Source organism: Gemmata sp. SH-PL17 (genome assembly GCF_001610855.1).
In the GTDB taxonomy this organism is placed as follows: Bacteria; Planctomycetota; Planctomycetia; order Gemmatales; family Gemmataceae; genus Gemmata; species Gemmata massiliana.
The window spans coordinates 3605898-3627498 of the sequence record NZ_CP011271.1; the positions used below are offsets into that span (position 1 = coordinate 3605898).

The window sequence follows — 21601 nt, forward strand, 5'->3', positions numbered from 1 at the left end:
TCGTGTTCCAAGTTTCAAGTCGACCAATTACGGCCCAAGTAGACGTTCTCAGCGCCCTCTCGACACGGAGCTTGAAACGTGGAACTTGGAACTGATTTCCGTGGTGTGGTGACGCAAGAACCAGGAGTAGGTTTCAGCGAGCGCGGCGCGGAACTCTGTTTCCGGTCGCCAGCCCATTTCCAGGAGCGGAGCCGAGTTCAGTGCCTTGAGCGGGGCGCCGTCCGGCTGCGTCGCGTCGAACCGGAGCTGCCCGCGGAACCCGACCACGTCCGCGACCGCTCGGGCCACGTCCGCGATGCTCACGTCCGTGCCGCCGCCGAGGTTGATCGGCTCCTCGCTCTCGTAGTGCTCTGCGACGAAGAGGCACGCCCGGGCGAGATCGCGCGAGTACACGAACTCCCGGCGCGGGGTTCCACTCCCCCACACCACGAGTTCCGGCGCGCTTTGCTTTTTCGCGTCGTGTGCCCGGCGAATGAGGGCCGGGATGACGTGCCCGCCGTCCGCGCTGAAATCGTCGTTCGGCCCAAAGGCGTTCGCGGGGAACCCGGTGATGAACCGGCACCCGTACTCTCGACGGTACGCCTCGCACAACTTCCAGCCGGCGAACTTGGCGGTCGAGTAGGCTTCGCTCGTTGGCTCCATCGGTCCCGTGCCGAGCGATTCCACCGCGAGCGGTTGCGGTGCGTGTTTCGGGTACGCACACGAACTCGCGAGGTACAGGAGTTTCGTCACGCCGTACCGGTGCGCGGCGTCGAGGACGGTCGTGGTCGCGAGCAGGTTGTCGCGCATCAGTTCGACGGGGCGCGAGCGGTTCAGCCCGATCCCGCCGGACTTGCCGGCACAGAGGAGCACCACTTCCGGCTTCGTGGCGGCGAAGAACGATTCAACGGCCGCGGGCCGCGTCGGGTTCGGTTCGTCCGTCCCGGCGCCGACCAGATTCGTGAAACCCTCCGCACGCAGCAGATCGATCAGCGCGTGGCCGTAGAGCGTGTCGCCCCCGGCGACGAAAATACGAACGTCGTGGTTCATTGTGCCTCCGCGCTGAGTGCGGGGCGGGTCAGTTCCTTGAACGTGCGCCGGCGCTGGCCGCGTGCGCGGTCGGCCGCTTCGTAGTCGGTACCCGGTTCGTAGAAGATGATCTGGCTGCCGGCCGACTCGAACTCGAACGGCACATGAACGCAGCCGTTCAGCGCTTCGAGGACATCGGCTTGGCGCTCCGGCGGCACAAACAACAGCAGGAACCCGCCGCCGCCGGCGCCTGTGAGCTTCCCGCCGATGGCACCCGCGTCGAGCGCCGCGGAGTACAGTCCGTCCACTTCGGCGTTCGAGACTTCCGCACTCAGGCTGCGCTTGGCGAGCCATGCCTCGTGCAGCAGTTCACCGAACGCAATGAGATTCACCCCACCGGTCAGGATCTCGATGGCCTCGTCCACCATCTCCTTCATGATCCGCAACTGGCGCCGGCGGCTCTCCAGCCCCGGAACGTAGCTCCGGGCGACGTCGGCCGCGGTACGGGCGATACCGGTATAGACGAGCATCAGGTTCGACTTCAGTTCCGCGATGCGCCCGGCCGGGAGCACCACCGGCGAAACCTCGATTTCGCCGTCGGTCTGGAACCGGATGTGCCGCAACCCGCCGTAGGCGGCGATCGTCTGATCCTGCGACCCGACCGTTTCGCCCAGCACGTTTTGTTCCAGGTGGATCGCTTCCTTGGTGAGCTGGTGCTTGGTCGGCATCTCGCCGCGGAGCGCATGGAGCGCGTGGAGCAGGCCCACCGTGAACGCGGAACTCGATCCCATTCCGCTGCGCGCGGGCAGGTCGCCGTCGTGGTGGATCTCGACGCCGCGATCGATTTCAAGGAACTTGAGCGCTTCGCGGACCACCGGGTGGCCGATCTCGTCCACCGCGGAGCACGTTTCGATTTGCCGGTAGACGATCCGGATGCGGTGCTCGAAGAACGGCGGCAGGTGGCGACAGGTGAGGTAACAGTATTTGTCGATCCCGGTAGCGAGGACGGTACCGCCGTGTTGACGGTACCAACTCGGGTAGTCGGTCCCGCCGCCAAAAAAGGAAATGCGGTATGGCGTCCGGCAGATGATCATTCCATGATCCTTGCGCGGTAAATGCGCGGCCCTCGGTCCCAAGAGCCGTTCTCGTCAGCGCGAATTTTGGAGCTAACGGGCACAGGTTCCCATACTCGGAGTGACAATGTCAACCCCAGGGCGCCGGCGCGATTTTTTGTGAGGTGTGGCGGGTGCTCCGGCGGGCAGACTATTGATCCGCCGGTGCTGAGATCGCGAGTAGTGGTCTGCCTATCGCTTACTGTCGGGTTTTTTGACTAAGAATCGCAGGCTTTTTGGCCCGAAAATACCCGACATCGAGCGATAGACGAACCAGTAGGTCGGGCTGTGCCCGACGGTGTTGAATCCAATAGGAGCGCGGCGCGGATCAAGCGTCGGGCACAGCCCGATCTACAAATGTAGCGACCGCTATGATAGTTGCGTTTATGTGCGCGCGTATGACTGCGGCTGTTGTCAAAGCAACACCGACTGTCGCCACGGACCCGAGCAAAATGGGCAGCAGTTTTGTGTACCGACTTCCGACGGATTGACGATCGATCATGTGACAGTTCTTCCGCGCCCACAAAGCATCGCGGAAGTGTATTGCACAGATCCCGAAAGGCGGTTTCGGCGCGCGTCGCGATTTAGCCGCGGTTCTTGAATCCCACGGCAGTCGCGACATGCGGGTGTTTGTCGTGCCATTCTGAATCCAGTATGGCGTACATATAATCGTCCACCCACTCGCCATTTGAGTAACTGCCGTGGATGAGGTGCCCCTCCCGTCGCATCCCGATGCGATCTAGCAACTTCCACGAGCGCTCGTTCCGGACGTCGACGGCCGCGTCGATTCGGTGTAGTTCGAGCTGAACAAACCCGACACCGAGCGTAGCAACAACGGCACGGGTTGCGAGCCCGCGCCCCGTGAAACGTGGGTTGAACATGAACCCGACTGTGCCCTGCCGACCATCCGGGCTAATGGCCAGTTGACAGTCCCCAATTAGCATCCGATCGAGGACAACGGCGAGGTACAGGGATGTGCCCGGTCCGCCAACACCATCTTCCGCTTGTTCGCGAATCGTGCCCGAGATTTGGTCGTCGGTCAGCGGCCCCCAGCAGTACTTCATGACCTCGGGGTCGGACCAATACGATCGCAGGTCGTTGAAGTCCCTCGGCCCGATCTGTCGGAGTAGCAGTTCACCAACGGTGACGGGCAACCGGAGTGTCTGCGTGTCGTCCATTTTTGCGTTCCTCGCCAGACCGTGTTTAAATCGGAAAAGATCTACCAAAATATGATCGCGTTCTCGTCTTTTGGGATATGCAGAAATTCCCGGCATCCCGAATACGTCCGGCCCCTCAAATTGATTGGGTACGAATTCCGACAGAGCGGCTAATGCCCCCTCGACTCACCGGTGATAATTCTTCAAAATGCTCGCTAACACCAAAGAGGGTTGGCAGTTGTCGCGTGAAGTGGGGCGGGTAGATATTCTGGTCGTCGACGACGAACCAGCGAACTTGCTTGCGCTCGAAGCGGTGCTCGCGGACTTGGGTCAGAACGTGATCCGAGCCGGGTCCGGGGACGAAGCCCTGCGTCGGGTTCTGGAAACGGACTTCGCGGTCATCATCATGGACCTGCGGATGCCGGGGCTGAGCGGTTTCGAGGCCGCTCAGCTCATCCGCACACGCTCCCGTTCCCGATCCACACCCATCATCTTCCTCACAGCCGCGGACGGAGACGGGTTTTCGGCCACCGAAGCCTACGCACTCGGCGCCGTCGACTACCTGACTAAACCGCTCGTCCCGATGATTCTTCGAGCGAAGGTCGCTGTTTTCGTCGAACTGTACCAGAAGACCGAGGCACTGAAAGCGGCCGAGCGCGAGCGGGCGGCAGTAGCTGTCCAGGAGAGCGAGGAACGGCTCAAACTGGCCGTGGACATTGCCCGAATGGGCACGTTCGACATCGATCTCCTGACTGATGTCGTGGTGATGAACGAACCCGGGCGCGTGCTGCTCGGGTTCGCGAGCACGCAAACCACGTTCGCCCGAGTTCAGGAGCGCTTCCACCCGGACGACCGGGACGGGGTGATGAGCCGGGTGTTGGCCGCGTTCGAGCCGACTGGGTCGGGAAATTTCGAGCTTGAGCACCGGATTCTCCGACCCAACGGCGAGGAACGCTGGCTCCGGGTTCGGGGGCAAACGTTCTTCACGGGCGCCGGTTTCGCACGAAAGGCGGTCCGGTGTTTGGGAGCCTTTCTCGATGTGACGGAGGCGAAGCGGTCCGAGGAGGCGCTGCGTGCGAGCGAGGAGGAGTTTCGCACGAATTTCGAGCGGGCCGGGGTGGGGAAGGGGCACGCCGACCCGACCACCGGTCAACTGGTGCGTGTGAACCCGGCGTTTTGTGCGCTCATGGGGTACACAACCGACGAGCTTCTCAAGCTGACAATTCGGGACTTGACCCATCCGGACGAGCGAGATGCAAGTGACGAGCGTTTCGGGGCACTGATGCGCGGGATCGTACCGCAGTACGCGGTCGAAAAGCGGTACGTGCGCAAGGACGGGGCTACCATTTGGGTTCGAGTGACGGCGACCGTCGTGCGGACCCCGGCCGGTGCGCCGATCCGGGCGTGCGCCATTATCGAAGACATCACAGCCCGAAAGCGAGCAGAAGCCGCTCTCGCGGAAGAGAGCCGGCGCAAGGACGAGTTCCTGGCGATCCTGGCCCACGAACTGCGGAACCCGCTCGCTCCGATAAGCAACGGGCTGGAGCTTCTGAAAATGTACCCGGCCGGTGGTCCCGCGGCCGAGAAAGCTCGCACGCGGATGGACCGGCAGCTCGCGCACCTGATTCGACTCATCGACGACCTGATGGACATTTCGCGCGTGAGTCGTGGGAAACTCGAACTCCGCAAGGACCGCGTTACCGTCCGGATGGTGGTCGAGAACGCCCTGGATGCCAGTGCGCCGCTGCTGGAAGCAGCCGGCCACCAAATCAGCGTAACCATCCCGAGCGAACCGCTTGTTCTTCACGCCGACGCGGTGCGGATCACGCAGATCGTGTCAAATCTGCTGAACAACGCGGCCAAGTACACGCCCTCCGGTGGGCGCGTCGCGTTGGCGGTCGAGCGGGAGGAGGGGACGGCCGTTATCCGAATTTCGGACTCAGGCGTGGGGCTGGAGGCCGACATGCTGCCCAAAGTGTTCGAGATGTTCACGCAGGTCGGTAAAACGCTCGATCGCGCTCAGGGCGGACTTGGTATTGGGCTTGCGCTGGTCAAGCGCCTGGTCGAGATGCACGGCGGCGCTATTTCGGCCGAAAGCCCCGGACTCGGGCACGGGAGCACGTTCACTGTAAAGCTGCCTCTCGCAGAGAGCACGCGAACGCTGCCGTAGATCCTCGCGGTGCGGTTCGGGTGAGTTTGTCGCCGACGAACGCCCAACGCGGGCACCCAACCGCGCGCCTTTCTTGACGGCGCAACCCGTCTCCGTACTATCACAAGGAACGAAATGCACGCCTCGACCGACCCGTCGAGGTTGTTTTTTGGCCACCCTTGTGAAATCCTTCACAAAGAAGCCATAGTTGCTCGCACGACAGGGGAAGGCATGTCAGTCACCCCCGTTCAAACCCCCGGCGGCATCGAACCGGCGTTCGACCTCACCGCGTATTACCCGATCCTGATTTACGCGGTGGTGTGCGTGCTGTTCGCGGTCGGCGCGATCGCCGGGACTCACCTGTTCCCGTTCAAGCCGCGCAAGCCGACGAAGATCAAGCAGATGCCCTACGAATCGGGCATGGACCCGATCGGTTCGGCGCGGATGCAGTTCGACATCAAGTTCTACCTGATCGCGATCCTGTTCCTCGTGTTCGACGTGGAACTGCTGTTCCTCTATCCGTGGGCGGTGATTGCCTACGGCGAGGGCGGCGACCAGACGTGGCGGACCGTGTTCGGCACCGTGGTGTTCCTCGAAATCATGGTGTTCTTGGTCACGTTCGTGATCGCCTACGTCTATGCGTGGAAGAAGGGGGTGTTCCAGTGGCGCTAACGAACCTGCTGCCGGACTTCATGATCGCCCCGCTCGACTACCTCGCGAACATGGCCCGCAAGCACAGCCTGTGGCCCATGCCGTTCGCGACCGCGTGCTGCGGGATCGAGCTGATGGCCACCGCGAGCAGTCGTTACGACATCGCCCGGTTCGGCTCCGAAGCCATGCGGTTCAGCCCGCGCCAGTGCGACGTGATGATCGTCGCGGGCCGCGTGGCGATGAAGATGGTGCCGGTGATGCAGCGCATCTGGCTGCAAATGCCGGAGCCGAAGTGGTGCATCAGCATGGGCGCGTGCGCCTCCAGCGGCGGCGTGTTCGACACCTACGCGGTGGTTCAGGGGATCGACCGGTTCATTCCCGTGGACGTGTACGTTCCGGGGTGCCCGCCGCGGCCCGAGCAGTTGATCCGCTCGATCATCGACCTACAAGAGAAGATCCAGCGCACCGGAACCATCGACGCACGCGAGTTCGCGTCGCGCACCGCCTACGAAGGCCCGACCGCGCTGGCCCGCGAACTCGGAGCGGACGAAGCCATTGTCGCCCCGGGTGATTACAACACCGCCACCCGGCTGCGCTCGCTCCCGCTGGCGAAATGAGTTCTGCGCTCCGGGTGATTCCTGGAGTAACTGCCCTTGTGTGATGAGCGGTCCTCGTGGCCGCGGCCCAGGCAAGAGATTCCTTATGCCGGTCCTCGACACACTCATCGCGAAGTTTCCGGGGGCGTTCACCACGTCCTCGTTCCGGGACAATCGGCGCGTGCTGGTGAGTGCGGAAAAGGCGCCCACGGTGCTGTTCCCGCTGCTGAAGTGCTTGAAGGACGAGTTGGGTTTTGATTTCCTCGCGGAACTCGGTGGGATCGACTACCTGGGCTACCAGGGCGCGGCCGACCGCTTCTGCGTGGTGTACGGCCTGACTAACACCCAGACCGGTGAGCGCCTGTTCGTAAAGGCGTTCGCGAATGACCCGGACCCGGAACTACCGTCGGTCGTGGAGTTGTGGCGCGGCGCCGACTGGATGGAGCGCGAGGTCTACGACATGTACGGCGTGCGGTTCCCGGGCCACCCGGACCTGCGCCGGATTCTGATGCCGTCGGAGTACACCGCGTACCCGCTCCGCAAGGATTACCCGCTCCGCGGGCACGGCGAGCGGCACAACTTCCCGACCGTGACCCGAGCGGATAGCTGAGAGGTGGCGATGGCGCTCAGTCCGAAGGCGGGTGGTGTGGTCGGTGTCGCTCTGGGCGCCGCAATCCTCCTGTACAACGCGCACTCGCTCCGCACTGAGGGGGTGGTGTACCCGGGGTTGCTCGCGATCGGTGTGGGGGTGCTTCCATCATCGCTCGGGTTGGCGGTGCTGCCCGCCCGGCGGATGATGATCCCGACCGAAACCGGCAACGGGCGGGCGGTATACGACAGTCAGAACCCGAAGTGGACGACCCTCGGCGGCGCCCTCCTCGGGTTCGGCATCGCCGCCGGACTGGGGTTGTACGCGTACTTGAAGGTGGGATTCTAGCCGGCCACTGGTCGCTCATTCGGAGTCGCGTCGATGCCGCTCGAAGCCGCCGTTCCCGTCGAAGACGTCGCTGGTGCGGACCAGGAGTTCCTCTACACCCTGAACTTCGGGCCGCAGCACCCGGCCACGCACACCACGCTGCGCCTCATCCTCACGCTCGACGGCGAAACCATTGTTAAGGCCGTGCCCGACATCGGGTACCTGCACAGCGGGTTCGAGAAGCTCGGCGAAGACCTCGACTTCAACCAGTACGTGACCATCGTCGACCGGATGAACTACATCTCCCCGGTCGCGAACGAGATCGCGTGGCACCACACGATCGAAAAGCTGATCGGGATCGAGATCACCCCGCGGTGCAAGTACATCCGCACCATTCTCGCGGAACTGGCCCGCATCAGCGACCACCTGCTCTGCGTGGGCGCGGCCGCTCTCGACCTCGGGGCGCTGACCGCGTTCCTGTACGCCTTCAACGCCCGCGAGAAGGTCTACAACATCATCGAATCGACCGCCGGGCAGCGGTTCCACCCGAGCTACACGCGCGTCGGCGGGCTGATGGCCGACATCTCCGACGACGTCGTGGCCCAGGTCCGGGACTTCGTGAAGACGTTCCCGAAGGTCCACGCAGACATCGTCCGGCTCCTGAACCGCAACCGCATCTTCATCGACCGCACGAAGGGCATCGGTGTTCTGACGAAGGAAGAGGCGATCAACACGAGCTGCTCCGGCCCCGTGGCCCGTGCGAGCGGCGTGGTTCGCGATCTCCGCAAGGACGAGCCGTATCTCGCGTACAAGGATCTCGCGGGTGCGTTCAAGGTCGTGTGCGGGAAGGGAGGGGACTGCTACAACCGCTACTTGGTCCGCATGGGCGAGATGTTGGAGTCGTGGAAGATCATCCACGCGGCCGTCGAGAACCTCCCGACCGGCCCCGTGAACGTCGATCTCAACGACAAACTCACGATCCCGGACAAGAACGCGACTTACCGGAGCATCGAGGGGCTGATCCAGCACTTCGAGCTGTTCATGTGGAACCGCCGGTGGGAGACCCCGACGGAAGAGGTGTACGGGGCGCACGAAACCGCGAACGGTGAACTCGGGTTCTACGTGGTCGCGGATGGGGGAGGGAAGGCGTTCCGCGCGCGGACGCGCCCGCCGTCGTTCATCCACTTCGCGGTGTTCCCGATGATGATGGAGGGGCACCAGATTTCTGACGTGCCCGCCGTGCTGGGGAGCTTGAATATTATTGCCGCGGAGTTGGACCGCTGACGCGCGGCCGGCTCGCCAGGGGTTGAAACCCCTGGCTACTACCGGTGACCCCTTCGGGGTCCAAAGGCAGTGACCCCGAAGGGGTCACCGAGAATAGCCAGGGGTTTCAACCCCTGGCCGTTTGGGGCTTGGGGGCGACGATGGCCGCGCTTTCAGAAGACATCAAGAACCGCATCCGGGCGTACATCCCGAAGTACCCGCGTAAACAGGCGGTGACGCTGCCGGCGCTGCACCTCGTTCACGACGAACTGCGCACGGTGTCGAACGAGGCCATCGTCGAGATCGCCGAGATCCTCGAACTGCACCCGTCGGAAGTTCACGACACGATGACCTTTTACGAGTTCTTCAAGGGCGAGGGCCAGAAGCTCGGTACGACGCGGTTGTGGGTGTGTCGCGGGCTGGCGTGCATGCTCCGCGGGGCATACGAACTCATCGAGCACTGCGAACACAAGCTCGGCGTGTCGTGCGGTCACGCGACGGCCGACGGCAAGATCACGCTGGAGTTCGCGGAGTGCATCGGGGCGTGCGACGGCGCCCCGGCCTGCTTGGTGAACGACGTCCACGCCATGAACGTGACGCCCGAAAAGGCCGACCAGTTGATTACGGAGCTGAAACTCAAGTAGGTCGGGCTGTGCCCGACGACGAGCCGCTGAACAACGGCGGGAAAGATGTCGGGCACAGCCCGACCTACGAGAAGACCCGATGCCTGCATACGAACCCGTACTCCTGGCCCGCATCAACAAGCCCAACAGCGGCAAGCTGGAGGGGTACCGCGCCGACGGCGGGTACGCCACCGTCGAACGCGCGCTGAAGGAAAAGCAGCCGATCGACGTCATCACGCAGGTGAAGGACGCCGGGCTGCGCGGGCGCGGCGGCGCGGGGTTCCCCTGCGGCCTCAAGTGGACGTTCCTGCCGAAGGACCACCCGGGACCGATCTACCTGTGCGTCAACGCGGATGAGTCCGAGCCGTGTACGTACAACAACCGCATCCTGATGGAGAAAGACCCCCACCAGGTGCTCGAAGGGATCATGCTGGCGTGCTACGCCATCCGGTCCCAGAAGGCGTTCTACTACGTCCGCTACGAGTACGGGGACTCGTTCCGCTCGCTCCAGGCGGCCATCGACGAACTGTACGCGGCCAAACTGCTCGGTAAGAACATCCTTGGCAGCGGGTTCGACCTCGACATCGTGCTGCACCGTGGGGCCGGGGCGTACATCTGCGGGGAAGAGACCGGGCTGATCGAGAGCCTGGAGGGGAAACGCGCGTGGCCGCGTATCAAGCCCCCGTTCCCGGCGATCGAGGGCGCGTTCCGCAAGCCGACGATCGTGAACAACGTCGAAACGCTCGCGTGCGTCACGCAGATCATGAAGCGCGGGATCGACTGGTTTAAGTCGCTCGGCGTACCACCCGACCCGAAGAACCCGCGCGATGCCGGGAGCTACGGCCCCAAACTGTACACGCTCGCGGGGCACGTCGAGAAGCCGGTGTGCGTCGAACTGCCGATGGGCGTGACGCTCCGCGATCTCGTGGAGAAGCACGGCGGCGGCGTGTGGAAGGGGCGCAAGGCGAAGGCCGTGAACCCCGGCGGGCTGAGCATGGGGTTCGTGGACGTGAACGCCCCACTCAAGGGCGAGGACGGGAAGACCGAGTACGACATCCCCCTGGACTTCAACGGTCCCGGGCGCGTCGGGTGCCTCGGGCTCGGGACCGCGGCCGTTACCGTGGTCGACGACCAGACCAGCATGATCGACGTGCTACACAACGTCTGCCAGTTCTTCAGCCACGAGAGCTGCGGGCAGTGTACCCCGTGCCGCGAGGGAACGGGCTGGATGCTGAAGATCACCGACCGGCTCCGGCGCGGGCTCGGGCGCAAGGAAGATCTGGACATCCTGATTGACGTCGGCGACCGAATCGGCATCATGCCCGGTACAACGATCTGCGGGCTGTCGGACGGCGCCGGGTGGCCCGTGAAGACCGCGATCCGCAAGTTCCGCGCGGAGTTCGAGGCCGCGATCAAGAGTGGCACGAAGAGCAAGTACGCGAAGTCACTCGCTCTGGCCGGTTCGCACTGAGGTCGACGTGACTTCACTCGCGAAAATTGCGGGAACCCGGTACTGGCGGACCGCGTGGTTCGCGGTGTGGTCGCCGTTGGTCGCGTGGGTGGGAGCGATCGCCTTGCTGTGGGTGTGCGGACAGGATGCTTTGCCCTGGCCGTTCTTAACAGTGACCGGATGCGTGATTGCGGTCTGTGGGCTTCTGGGATTGTTCGTCGTTGTGCCCCAAACGCTGGGCGCTTGCATCGATGTCCAAGAGCAGGCCACGGTAAGTGGTGGTGAGCGATTCCGACTGTTCTTGTTGGGGCTCGTCGGGACCGCGGTCGGTTTAGTCGGGTTCGGCTGTCTTGCGTTGTTTGGTGCTCTTGTAACGTTTTTATCGCCAATGAAGGGGTTTCAGACGCCCGGGTAACCCGTGAGGTTTCGCCAATGAATACGCGAATCCTGGTCGCCGGACTGTGTTTGTTACTCGTGATCGGTTGTGCGAAGCGGGGCGCGAAGAACACCGCCCCTGCAAACAACAGCAACAACGAACAGGCCCGCGCGAACACGCCGCCGGCCGTGACACCCGTTGACAAGAAGCCCGACGAGAAGAAGGCCGGTAGCGGCGAGGGTGCTCCGAACTGGTTGAAGGACGATCGGTTCCAGACCAAACAGAACCCGCAGCTCCCGGTTGAAAGTGGACCGGTCGGTTCAAAGCCCCCGTCCCCGATCAACGTCGGGTCGGCCCCACCGGGCGGGTTCGCGGCTCCGGTACCTGGGGCGCAACCGAGCGGAGGGGGTAAGCCGCCTGTCGCCGGTGTGCTCCAACCGGTGCCGGTCAACCCGCCGCCGATTGCGGCGGGCGGCGGAACACCGATCGGTGCCGCGAACAAGATCGTCGCGATGGCCGACATGCGGGAAGTGTGGGTCTTCATCGAGAACGCTTCGGGCGCGAGCGGGAAGATGCCCACCGCCGCATTGACTTACGCGGCCCTTGTGGAAGCAAAATCGCCCGCTGCGGCGCTGGTCAAGGACGGGGCCATCATCCTGACCGGTTCGACCTCGCGCGAGAGCGTGTGGGCGTTCGAGGCCCGGGCGTACCTGAACGGCGGGCTGGTGGTGAGTCAGAACGGTGTGGAAACGCTCACCGCAGCGGAACTGAAAGCGCGATTGGGGAAGTAACGATCCCGGGACCGCGGGCGCCCGCCTGCTCTTTTTCCGACTCGAGACCGGTCGGGCTGGCACCCGCGGTTCTGGGAACATACGGACGACTGCAATGCCGACGGTTTACGTAAACGACAAGCCGGTCGAGATCGGCACCAAGCGGCTCAACTGCGTGCAGGCGGCGGAACTCGCCGGCGTGTTCGTGCCGCACTACTGTTGGCACGAGGCGCTGTCGGTCGTGGCGTCGTGCCGCATGTGTCTGGTCGAGGTCGGCGACCTGAAGGACGGCAAGGTCACGATGCAGCCGAAGGTGCTGCCCGGGTGCCAGACCCCGGTCAAGGACGGCACCGTCATCGTCACCGGCGAGTACGACAAGCGCGACAAGGGACTGCCGGTTCTGCCCTACGACCCGGGCTACACGAAGGCCGCAGCACTCGGCGAGCGTGCGAAGAAGAGCCAGGCCGACACGCTCGAAGGTCTGCTCATCAACCACCCGCTCGACTGCCCGGTGTGCGACAAGGCCGGCGAGTGCAAGCTCCAGGACTTCTCGTACAAGTACGGTCGGTCCGAGTCGCGCATGGTGGACGTGAAGAACACGCCCCCGAACAAGCCGCACCTGTCGAGCAAGATCACGCTGTTCACCGACCGCTGCATCATGTGTACGCGGTGCGTGCGGTTCACGCGCGAGATCGCGGGCACGTCGGAGCTCCAGGTCGTCGGCCGCGGGCACCACGAAGAGATCGACGTGTTTCCCGGGCGGCCGCTCGAAAACAAGCTCGCCGGGAACGTCGTCGACCTGTGCCCGGTCGGGGCGCTCGGGAGCAAGGACTTCCTCTATAAGCAGCGCGTCTGGTACCTGAAGACCACCGACGGCGTGTGCAACCGGTGCTCGACCGGGTGCAGCACCTACGTGGACGCGAACAAGGACATCGTGTACCGCGTCCGGGCGCGGACCAACCCCCAGGCGCAGGGGCACTTCATCTGCGACGAGGGGCGGTACGGGTACCACCACGCGAACTCGGGCGAGCGCTTCGTCCGGCCCGTGGCGAAGGTGGACGGGAAGTTCAAGCCGGTCGCGTGGAGCGCGCTGGTCCCCGAACTGAAACAGGCGTTCGCGGCGGCCGCGCAAACGAACGCGGCGGGCGTGGTCGCGGTTCTGTCGCCGTTCCTCACGGTGGAAGAAGCGTTCCTGCTGGGGACGTACTTCAAATCGCTCTCTCCGAACGTGCGGCTCGTGCTCGGCCCGGTTCCGGTCGTGGGCGCGGACGATACTTACCCCAAGAACGTGCGTGGCGAGCCGGTCGAACCGGTGAAGTTTACGATCCGCGCGGAGAAGGCTCCGAATCGTCTCGGAGTTGAGGAAGTTCTGAAGCAACTCCAGGGCGCGGTCATCCCGTTCGCGACCATCGCGAAGGAATCGGTCGCCGCGATGTGGTTCAGCGGCGGGTACCCCGATAAGTCGCAGCTCGACGCGATCGTCCCGACCGACTGGAAGGCGCCCGCGCTGCTCGTCGCGCAGGACATCCTGCCGACGGTCGTCACCGCGTCGGCCAAGTACATCCTCCCCGGCACCACCGGGTTCGAGAAGGACGGCACGTTCGTGAACCACGCGAACTACGTTCAGACGTTCGGCCGCGCCGCCCGCCCGCCGCAAGAAACGCGGAGCGAGTTGCAACTGGCGTTCGACCTGCTCGGGCGCCGGGGGCTGGTGCAGCCCGACGCGGTCCGGAAGGAACTCGCACGGGCGGTGCCGTTCTTCGGCGCTCTGGCCCCGGAAACGCGCGTCGCGCTGGAAACCGCGACCGCCTGAGTCGCGCTGCTCCGAGAGACATTGCCGACGAACCCACACGACGAGAGCCATGCCGACCTTTGACCCCATGATTACCGCGATCCTCATCGTCGGCCTCATCGCCGGCGTGCTGAGCGTGTGCGGGTACCTTACGCTCGGCGAGCGCAAGATCTCGGCCTGGATGCAGGACCGCGTGGGGCCGAATCGCGTCGGTCCCGGCGGGTTGCTCCAACCGCTCGCGGACGGCGGGAAGTTCTTCCTGAAGGAAGAAGTGATCCCGAGTCACGTCGATCGGGTCTTTTACCTGCTCGCGCCCGCGGTCGCGGTGGGTACGGCTCTCATGGCACTGGCCATCGTGCCGTTCGGGGCGACGACGCCCGCTCCGGATGCGGTCGTGGCGACGGAACCGGGTGCCGTGGCGACGTTCGAGGCGCAACAGAAGGCTTACGCGGACAGCTTCAACTTCGTGCTCGCGCCGGGGCTGGATATCGGCGTCCTGTACATCTTCGCGCTCGGCTCGCTGGCGGTGTACGGAGTGATCCTGGCCGGGTGGAGCGCGAATAACAAGTATTCGCTGCTCGGCTCGCTCCGGTCCTCGGCGCAGATCGTGAGCTACGAGATCCCGCTCGGGATGTCGGTACTCGGCGTGTTCATTGTGGTCGGCTCGTTGAACCCCGAAAAGATCATCGCGTGGCAACTGTCACACGGGTGGTTCATCCTGTTCCAGCCGCTCGCGCTGCTGTTGTTCATGGTGAGCACTTACGCGGAAAGCAGCCGGTTGCCGTTCGACTTGCCGGAAGCGGAGCAGGAACTCGTCGGCGGGTACCACACCGAGTACAGCTCGCTGAAGCTCGGGCTGATGCTGCTGACTGAGTACATCCACCTCGTCACCGCGAGCTTCATGCTGTCGGTGCTGTTCCTCGGCGGGTGGAGCCTGTTCGGGCTGGAGTCTCTCATCACGAACCCGATCCTCGGGGCAGTTGTGAAACTGCTCGTGCTGAGCGGGAAGATGGTCGCGCTGTGCGTCTTTGCCCAGTTCGTGCGCTGGACCATTCCCCGGTTCCGCTTCGACCAACTCATGAACCTCGCGTGGAAGGTGATGATCCCGCTCGCGCTGCTGAACCTGCTCGCGGTGATGATCGTGAAGCAGTTCGGCGTCACGATCATCGTTCTCGCGGGTGTGAGTCTGGTGTTGTTCGTCGGCGCGGGGGTAATGGGAGCGCGGACACGCGGCACGATCACGAACCCCAAGCGTGCGGTCAAGAAGCTCCCGCCGGGCATCCCCGCGGGCGTCACATACGCGGGCAAATAATCGGTGTCGCAGCTCGGGCTATCGTCTGGGCCGCGACCAGTTGGAAACAGCTAGTACCGGTGGTCTCATGCCAATTACCGAATCCGACGTGTCGTGGGTGGAAGAGTCGAAGCTGGGGCTGTGGGAGCAGCTCTACATCCCCGCGCTCATCGACGGGCTGAAGACCACGCTCGGGCACATGGTCGGTCGGAAGATCACCGAACAGTACCCGGAACAAGAGCCGAAGATGCCGCTGAACTACCGCGGCGTTCACCGGCTCAACCGGGACGAGGCGGGGCGCGTGAAGTGCGTGGCGTGCTACATGTGCGCGACCGCGTGCCCGGCCCACTGCATCGACATCGTGGCCGCGCCCGCCCCGACCGAGTGGCAAAAGGACGGGCGCGAGAAGTACCCGGAAACGTTCGTCATCGACGAGCTGCGGTGCATCTACTGCGGCATGTGCGAAGAGGCGTGCCCCGTGGACGCGATCGAACTCACGACGCTCTACGACCTGACCGGTCTGAGCCGCGAACAGATGGTGTTCGACAAGGAGAAGCTCCTGAGCGTGTTTGACACCACGACCAGGGCCGGGACCGACCCGGTCCGCACGCAGTCCGGTAAACTCGGCCCCGCGAGCGAGCCGCCCCCGGGCCACTAGTCGAACGGCCGGTGTGGGCCGGCCGGGGAAGTGTGGTGCGGGGACCGCGGTCGGCTCACACCGACCGTTCGCCGGAAACGGCGCTGCCGCATCGCGCTCGCCTTATATACCATCGTCGTCTCGCTTGTGACAACCTTCACGAAGTCCGCATGAACCTGTTCGCGCTTTCACCGACGCAGGAAGCCGGCGGGCAAATCGCCCTGGCCGCCGTGCTCGGCGTCGTCGGGTTCTACTTCCTGCTCCCGCGCCCGCGCGGGCGGTTCGTACCGGGGGGATCGCGGCCCTGGTCGCGTCCGCCGCGGTCTTCGGCGCGTGGGTGTTCGCCACGTTCGGCCGGCCGCTCCCGGACGTCATCGGGACCGCGCTGTTCGTGCTGTTCTCGGCCGGGGCGCTCGTCTTCGGGACAGTCCTCGTGGCCCAGAAGAACCCGGCACGCGGGGCGATCGCGTTCGCGTTCGTCGTCCTCAGCACGTGCGGGCTGTTCCTGCTGCTCGCGGCCCCGTTCCTGATGGCCGCGACGATCATCATCTACGCCGGCGCGATCATCGTGACGTTCCTCTTCGTGCTGATGTTGTCGCACGCGGACGGGGCGTCGAACGAGAACGACCGCAGCCGCGAGCCGCTCTACGGCGGGTTCGCCGGGTTCGCGTTCGTCGGTCTCGTACTGTTCACGCTCTACCAGACGGCTCAAACCGCGAAGTCGGACGGGGTCAGCGATTCGCAGTCGCACCTGCTCGCTCCGGTCGTGACCGCGGAAGAACGGAAGACCCTTTCGGACGTCGTAACGCGGCTCGAAGAGGCAGAGAAAGCCCTCGAAGGTGACGCCGGCACCCGCGGGGCCGTGCTCGATCGTCTGGAAGCCTTTGAAAAGGTCTACCCGCCGATCAAGAACGATCTGTCGCGGGTGGTGGGCGGGACGTACTCGCCCGACGGTGCCCTGGGACGCAACTTCCAGGACATCGAACTCGCGGGCAACGAGCGGAACGGTTCGATTCATGATCGACTCGTGCAGTTCCGCGGGCAGCCGAACGGCGAGAACTCTACCTTGTTTCGTGCGGATGAGCAGGCCCGGGGCGTCGTTAAGCGGGCCGCGGGCGTTCGCGAGACCAGCGCGAAGACGTTCCGGACCGTTCGGCGCCTGATGAGCGATGAGAAGCCGGACCCGGCCGGTGCGCGGGCCGCGGTGCGGGAACTGCGGGACGAGGTCGTGCTCCTCCGCGGGGCCGGCGAACTCCCCGCGAACAACGTCCGGGGGCTGGGCTTCGTGCTGTACTCCGAACACCTGTTGGCGATCGAACTGGCGGGCACGCTGTTGCTCGTCGCCGTCATCGGCGCGGTCGCGGTCACGCACCGGAAGGGAGTCGCCAAGTGATCCTCACGCTCTGGCACTTCCTCGCGGTCGCCGCCGCACTCTTCGGCATCGGGCTGGTCGGGTTCCTCACCCGGCGCAACCTCATCACGATGTTCCTGTGCGCCGAAATGATGCTCCAGGGTGTCGCGATCAACTTCGTCGCGTTCGCCCGGTACCACGGGAACCTACAGGGACAGGTGTTCGTGCTGTTCATCCTGGCGGTCGCCGCGTGCGAGGCCGGGATCGCGCTGGCACTGTTCGTGAGCCTGTACCGGCGCCGGCGCTCGCTCGACGTGTCCGACTGGCAGGAACTGCGAGAACTCGGCATCCCGGCGGCCGTGGACGAGGAACCGCTCGAACAGGCCCCGGTGGAACCGGAGCCGACGCTCACGCCGGCCGGTGCGCGGCCCCAACCGATCGCGGAGGAGGCCGTCCGTGTCTGACCCGATCACGCTCGCACTCGTCATTCTCTCGCTGCCGCTCAGCGCGAGTTTGCTGGCGACGCTCTTCGCGTACATTTCGCCCCTGAAGAAACTGGCCCACGTTCCCCTGATCCTCGCGTGCGCGAGTGCGGCCGTCGTTGCGATGCTGTTGCTCGTGCAGGTGATGGACCTCGGCAACGGGCGCAAGATTTCCGAGCCGATTACGTGGTTCGCAGCGGGGCACTTGCAGATCCGGTTCACTCTGACGGTGGACGCGCTCTCGTCGATCATGTTGGCGATGATCACGTTCATCGCGACGTGGATCGCGCTCTTCGCCGGCGGTTACATGCACGGCGACAAGGGGTTCCCGCGGTTCTTCGCGGTGATGGCCCTGTTCGTCTTCAGCATGTGCGGGCTGGTGCTCGCGAACAACTTCCTGCTGCTCGTGGCGTTCTGGGAAGGGGTCGGCGTCTGCTCGTACCTGCTCGTCGGGTACTACTTCGAGAAGCCGTCGGCCGCCGCAGCCGCCCGGAAAGCGTTCCTCTACACGCGCCTCGGCGACACCGGGTTTTTGCTCGGCATCTTCCTGCTGTGGAAGCTCGGTGGGTGGAACACCGATCTGAACCTGCTGTTCGATCACATTCAGAAATACCCGCCGGAACAAGGATCGCTGACGCTCGCGTGCCTGCTGCTGTTCTGTGGTGCGGTGGGCAAGAGCGCCCAGTTCCCGCTCTACGTCTGGTTGCCGGACGCGATGGAAGGCCCGACGCCGGTTTCCGCGCTCATCCACGCGGCCACGATGGTTACCGCGGGCGTGTACCTGCTCGCACGGTGTGCGCCGCTGTTCGCGATGGCGCCCGATGCCCAGATCGTCGTTTCATGGATCGGCGGCATCACGGCGCTCCTGGCGGCGTTCATCGCGCTCGCCCAGACCGACCTGAAGCGCGTGCTCGCGTATTCCACGGTGAGCCAGCTCGGGTTCATGTTCCTCGCACTCGGAACGAGTGGCACCATCAGCCCGGCGTTCGCGGTCGGGGCGGCGATGTTCCACCTGTTCACGCACGCCTTCTTCAAAGCCCTGTTGTTCCTCGCTTCCGGGAGCGTGATGCACGCGATGGGCGGGGTGATCGACGTGCGTCAGTTCGGCGGGTTGCGGAAGGTGCTGCCGACCACGCACATTACTTTCCTCTGCGGCGCTGCGGCGCTCGCAGGGGTTCCGCTCCTGTCCGGCTTCTGGAGCAAGGATCTCATCCTGGAATCGCTCACGGCCGCGAGCGAATCGAGCAGCCCGTACACCGCGGGTTACTTCACGCTCCTTTTGGTGGCGTGTTTAACCGCGTTCCTGACTGCGTTCTACACGTTCCGCGCGTACTTCCTCACGTTCTGGGGGCCGGAGCGCATCCCGCACGAGGCCGGGCACCACGCACACGAGTCACCGCCCGCCATGACGATTCCGCTCATCGTGCTCGCGGTGGGGGCGCTGTTCGTGGGTGTGGTGGTGGAGCCGTTCACGCACTGGTTCAGCGACTTCCTGAGCGGCACGCCGTCGCTCGGTCAGACTCGCGGGTTGACTCCGGCGAAAGAAGTCGAGCACCACTTTAACTGGGTTATCGCGGGCGTCAGCGCGGTACTGGCGCTGGGCGGTGTCGGTCTCGCCTTCGCACTTTACCGCAAGGGCGGCGCGGAGAAGGCGCCCCTGGGGATGGGGCCCGTATTCGATCTGTCGCGGAACAAACTGTTCGTCGACGAAATCTACGGCGCGCTGTTCGTGAAGCCGGCGGAAGTGCTGGCGTTCCTGGCCCGCGTGTTCGACGGGTTCCTCGACGGACTCGCCCGCTTGATCTCCGCGGTCCCGCAGTTCGTCGGGATCTGGGTCCGCCCGATCCAGAACGGGCTGGTCCAGTTCTACGCCCTGTCGATGGCACTGGGCGTCGCCGTGTTCCTGACGTTCGTTGTGTTCCGCGTCACCCGATAAGGAACTCCCGGAGTTCGGGGCGAAGTGAACCCGGCGAACGGGACGCGATCCCGGCGCCGATGACCCGCCCCAACTTGAAACCCGGAAGCCGGAGCTTGGAACTAACGAGATGTCCACTTACTCCGTCATTACCGTACTGGTTCTGCTCCTGGTGTTGCTGCCGCTCGCGTCGGCGGTGATCGTGCCGGCGTTCGGGGGTATCGCGCGCCGGGTCGCACTCGTACTCGCGCTGGTCCACCTTGGTTTGACCACGGCCGTGGTCGCGATCGCGATCCCGCACCTCGACGAGCGCGCCAAGCGCGAGACCTCGCAGCGGGGCGATGAGTATGCGGCACAGTTCCGCCCCGAATTCGTCCCCGGTGATCCCGGGGCGAAAGACGACAGCCCGGACGCGCGCACGACGTGGACGCTGTTCAGCCTCTCGAACAAGCAACTCGCGCCCGGCAAGCCCGGCCCGAACGTGCAGTTCTACATCGGCATCGACGGGTTGAACCTGTGGCTCGTGGCGCTGTCGAGCCTGATGCTGATCCCAGTCATTCTTGTGTCGTGGGAGTCGGTCAAGGAGAAACCCGGCGCGTTCTTCGGGTGGGTGTTTCTGCTCCAGGCCGGGATCATTGGCGCGTTCCTCTCGTTCGACGTGGTGCTCTTCTACATCTTCTTCGAGCTGACACTGATCCCGTCGTTCTTCCTCATCGGGAAGTGGGGCGTGGGGTCCGGGCGGCGCGACGCGGCCCGCAAGTTCTTCCTGTACACGCTGGCCGGGAGCCTGCTCACGCTCGTTGGGGTGATCGGCGTCGTTCTCACGAACCCGAGCGCGGACGGGACCGTCACGTTCTCGATCCCGCAACTGATGGTCAACGTTCAAAAGGGCCTCCACGATGCGCACCAGAAGGCGCTTGCTGGTGACGGTGCGGCCCTCGCTGCGAAGCAGAGTGTGCAGTTCTGGCTCTTCATCGCGCTGATGGCCGGGTTCATGGTGAAGGTTCCGATCTGGCCGTTCCACACCTGGTTGCCCTCGACCTACGGCGAGTCGCCGATCGGTGTGACGGTGATGCTCTCGGCGCTCATGGCGAAGCTCGGCACGTTCGGTATCCTGCGGCTCGTGTTGCCGCTCGTTCCGGACGCGGCGATCACTTACGGCTTGCCCGCGATCGGCGGGTTCGCGGCGTTCGGGATCGTGTACGCGGCGCTGTGTGCTTACGCCTCGAAGGACATCAAGTTGGTGATCGCCTACAGCTCCGTTTCGCACCTAGGGTTCCTGGTGCTGGGGCTGTTCGCGTTCAATAAAGAAGGGCTGTCGGGCGCGGTGCTGCACATGGTGAACCACGGGCTGAGCACCGGGGCACTGTTCGCCACGCTCGCGTTCCTGATGGACCGCTACCGGACCACCGAGATCGGGAAGTTCGGCGGGCTGATGGCCCGGTACCCGAACTACGCGGTGCTCGTGTTCGTGCTGTGCCTCGCGAGCGTCGGGCTGCCCGGGCTGAACAACTTCGTGAGCGAAATGCTGATGCTGGGCGGGCTGTTCGACGCCCGCAACCCGGGCATTCACCGCCTCGGGCTTGCCGTGATCGCGGCGTTCGGCGTCTTTCTGAGCGCGTGGTACACGTTCACGGTGCTCCAGAAGGCGTTCTTCAACCCGACCAAGGAACCTGAGCCGGTCGGCCCCACCGCCCCGACTGACGTGAACCGGCGCGAGTTCGTCGCGTTCGGGGGGCTTGCGGTGCTGTGCCTGGTTCTGGGGCTGTTCCCGCTCCCGATCCTCGACACGATGAAGCAGGACGTCCGCGTGCTGTCGATCATCGGTGACACGGCCCGCGCCCGCGTTCAGGGCGTGCCCTACGTGTACGTTGACGACGAACCGAAACCCGCGGCGCCCCCGATCGCTCCGATTGACATCGAAAAAGGCGGAGCCGGTGTGCCGCCATTCGGGGGGCCGAAAGGCCCCGTCCCGCAACCGGGGACCAAAGGCGCGAAGGGTGGCGAAAAGGGCGGGAAGGGCGCTTCCCCGAAGTAGTGGTTCGGCACACGCGATCAGAAG

General features: G+C 64.6%; 20 protein-coding genes. 17 read left to right on the forward strand and 3 right to left on the reverse strand.

The window, feature by feature from the left end; genetic code table 11:
* Positions 1–48 precede the first annotated feature (48 nt).
* The 3 genes from VT84_RS15070 to VT84_RS15080 form a co-directional block, all read right to left on the reverse strand.
* The gene (locus VT84_RS15070) at positions 49–1029 is read right to left on the reverse strand and encodes a GDP-L-fucose synthase family protein (RefSeq protein WP_082840124.1); all 981 of its coding nucleotides are present in this window, start codon (positions 1027–1029) and stop codon (positions 49–51) included.
* Positions 1026–2102, reverse strand: coding sequence for a kinase (locus VT84_RS15075; protein WP_082840125.1), 1077 nt, complete (start codon positions 2100–2102; stop codon positions 1026–1028). Before VT84_RS15075 ends, VT84_RS15070 begins: the two co-directional genes overlap by 4 nt.
* Before the next feature lie 602 nt (positions 2103–2704).
* Positions 2705–3298: a GNAT family N-acetyltransferase gene (locus tag VT84_RS15080; RefSeq protein ID WP_052557664.1), complete on the reverse strand. Its 594-nt coding sequence runs from the start codon at positions 3296–3298 to the stop codon at positions 2705–2707.
* Between the two features lie 187 nt (positions 3299–3485).
* On the opposite strand from VT84_RS15080, the gene VT84_RS15085 reads away from it, so the two are divergent.
* The 17 genes from VT84_RS15085 (at position 3486) to VT84_RS15165 (ending at position 21577) form a co-directional block, all read left to right on the forward strand.
* Positions 3486–5447 (forward strand): PAS domain S-box protein, encoded by a 1962-nt coding sequence (locus VT84_RS15085; protein ID WP_082840127.1) that lies wholly within the window; start codon positions 3486–3488, stop codon positions 5445–5447.
* A gap of 210 nt (positions 5448–5657) precedes the next feature.
* On the forward strand, positions 5658–6098 hold the full coding sequence (locus VT84_RS15090; RefSeq protein ID WP_082840128.1) for an NADH-quinone oxidoreductase subunit A: 441 nt from the start codon (positions 5658–5660) through the stop codon (positions 6096–6098).
* Complete coding sequence (locus VT84_RS15095; protein ID WP_052557660.1) at positions 6089–6694, forward strand: NADH-quinone oxidoreductase subunit B; 606 nt, start codon at positions 6089–6091, stop codon at positions 6692–6694. The genes VT84_RS15090 and VT84_RS15095 overlap by 10 nt, the downstream gene beginning before the upstream one ends.
* Before the next feature lie 85 nt (positions 6695–6779).
* Positions 6780–7283: an NADH-quinone oxidoreductase subunit C gene (locus tag VT84_RS15100; RefSeq protein WP_082840129.1), complete on the forward strand. Its 504-nt coding sequence runs from the start codon at positions 6780–6782 to the stop codon at positions 7281–7283.
* A gap of 9 nt (positions 7284–7292) precedes the next feature.
* Positions 7293–7610, forward strand: a complete 318-nt coding sequence (locus VT84_RS15105; protein WP_082840130.1) for a hypothetical protein — start codon at positions 7293–7295, stop codon at positions 7608–7610.
* A gap of 33 nt (positions 7611–7643) precedes the next feature.
* Complete coding sequence (locus VT84_RS15110; protein ID WP_082840131.1) at positions 7644–8873, forward strand: NADH-quinone oxidoreductase subunit D; 1230 nt, start codon at positions 7644–7646, stop codon at positions 8871–8873.
* A 140-nt stretch (positions 8874–9013) separates the two neighbouring features.
* Positions 9014–9496 carry a complex I 24 kDa subunit family protein gene (locus VT84_RS15115; protein WP_082840132.1) on the forward strand — a complete coding sequence of 161 codons (483 nt, stop codon included), beginning with the start codon at positions 9014–9016 and terminating at the stop codon, positions 9494–9496.
* A 79-nt stretch (positions 9497–9575) separates the two neighbouring features.
* Positions 9576–10946 carry an NADH-quinone oxidoreductase subunit NuoF gene (nuoF, locus tag VT84_RS15120; RefSeq protein WP_082840133.1) on the forward strand — a complete coding sequence of 457 codons (1371 nt, stop codon included), beginning with the start codon at positions 9576–9578 and terminating at the stop codon, positions 10944–10946.
* Between the two features lie 7 nt (positions 10947–10953).
* Positions 10954–11340 (forward strand): hypothetical protein, encoded by a 387-nt coding sequence (locus VT84_RS15125; RefSeq protein WP_082840134.1) that lies wholly within the window; start codon positions 10954–10956, stop codon positions 11338–11340.
* Positions 11341–11357: 17 nt separating this feature from the next.
* Positions 11358–12092, forward strand: coding sequence for a hypothetical protein (locus VT84_RS15130; protein ID WP_082840135.1), 735 nt, complete (start codon positions 11358–11360; stop codon positions 12090–12092).
* A 94-nt stretch (positions 12093–12186) separates the two neighbouring features.
* A complete protein-coding gene (locus VT84_RS15135; RefSeq protein WP_082840136.1) occupies positions 12187–13884 on the forward strand; it encodes a molybdopterin-dependent oxidoreductase in 1698 nt (565 codons plus the stop codon).
* A 49-nt stretch (positions 13885–13933) separates the two neighbouring features.
* Positions 13934–15175 carry an NADH-quinone oxidoreductase subunit NuoH gene (nuoH, locus tag VT84_RS15140; RefSeq protein WP_082840137.1) on the forward strand — a complete coding sequence of 414 codons (1242 nt, stop codon included), beginning with the start codon at positions 13934–13936 and terminating at the stop codon, positions 15173–15175.
* Positions 15176–15242: 67 nt separating this feature from the next.
* On the forward strand, positions 15243–15812 hold the full coding sequence (locus VT84_RS15145; protein ID WP_082840138.1) for a NuoI/complex I 23 kDa subunit family protein: 570 nt from the start codon (positions 15243–15245) through the stop codon (positions 15810–15812).
* A 316-nt stretch (positions 15813–16128) separates the two neighbouring features.
* On the forward strand, positions 16129–17184 hold the full coding sequence (locus VT84_RS15150) for an NADH-quinone oxidoreductase subunit J (RefSeq protein WP_239465845.1): 1056 nt from the start codon (positions 16129–16131) through the stop codon (positions 17182–17184).
* Positions 17181–17606: an NADH-quinone oxidoreductase subunit NuoK gene (nuoK, locus tag VT84_RS15155; RefSeq protein WP_052557647.1), complete on the forward strand. Its 426-nt coding sequence runs from the start codon at positions 17181–17183 to the stop codon at positions 17604–17606. The genes VT84_RS15150 and nuoK overlap by 4 nt, the downstream gene beginning before the upstream one ends.
* Complete coding sequence (gene nuoL, locus VT84_RS15160) at positions 17599–19560, forward strand: NADH-quinone oxidoreductase subunit L (protein WP_082840140.1); 1962 nt, start codon at positions 17599–17601, stop codon at positions 19558–19560. Before nuoK ends, nuoL begins: the two co-directional genes overlap by 8 nt.
* Before the next feature lie 109 nt (positions 19561–19669).
* Positions 19670–21577 (forward strand): NuoM family protein, encoded by a 1908-nt coding sequence (locus VT84_RS15165; protein WP_082840141.1) that lies wholly within the window; start codon positions 19670–19672, stop codon positions 21575–21577.
* The last annotated feature ends 24 nt before the right edge of the window (positions 21578–21601 follow it).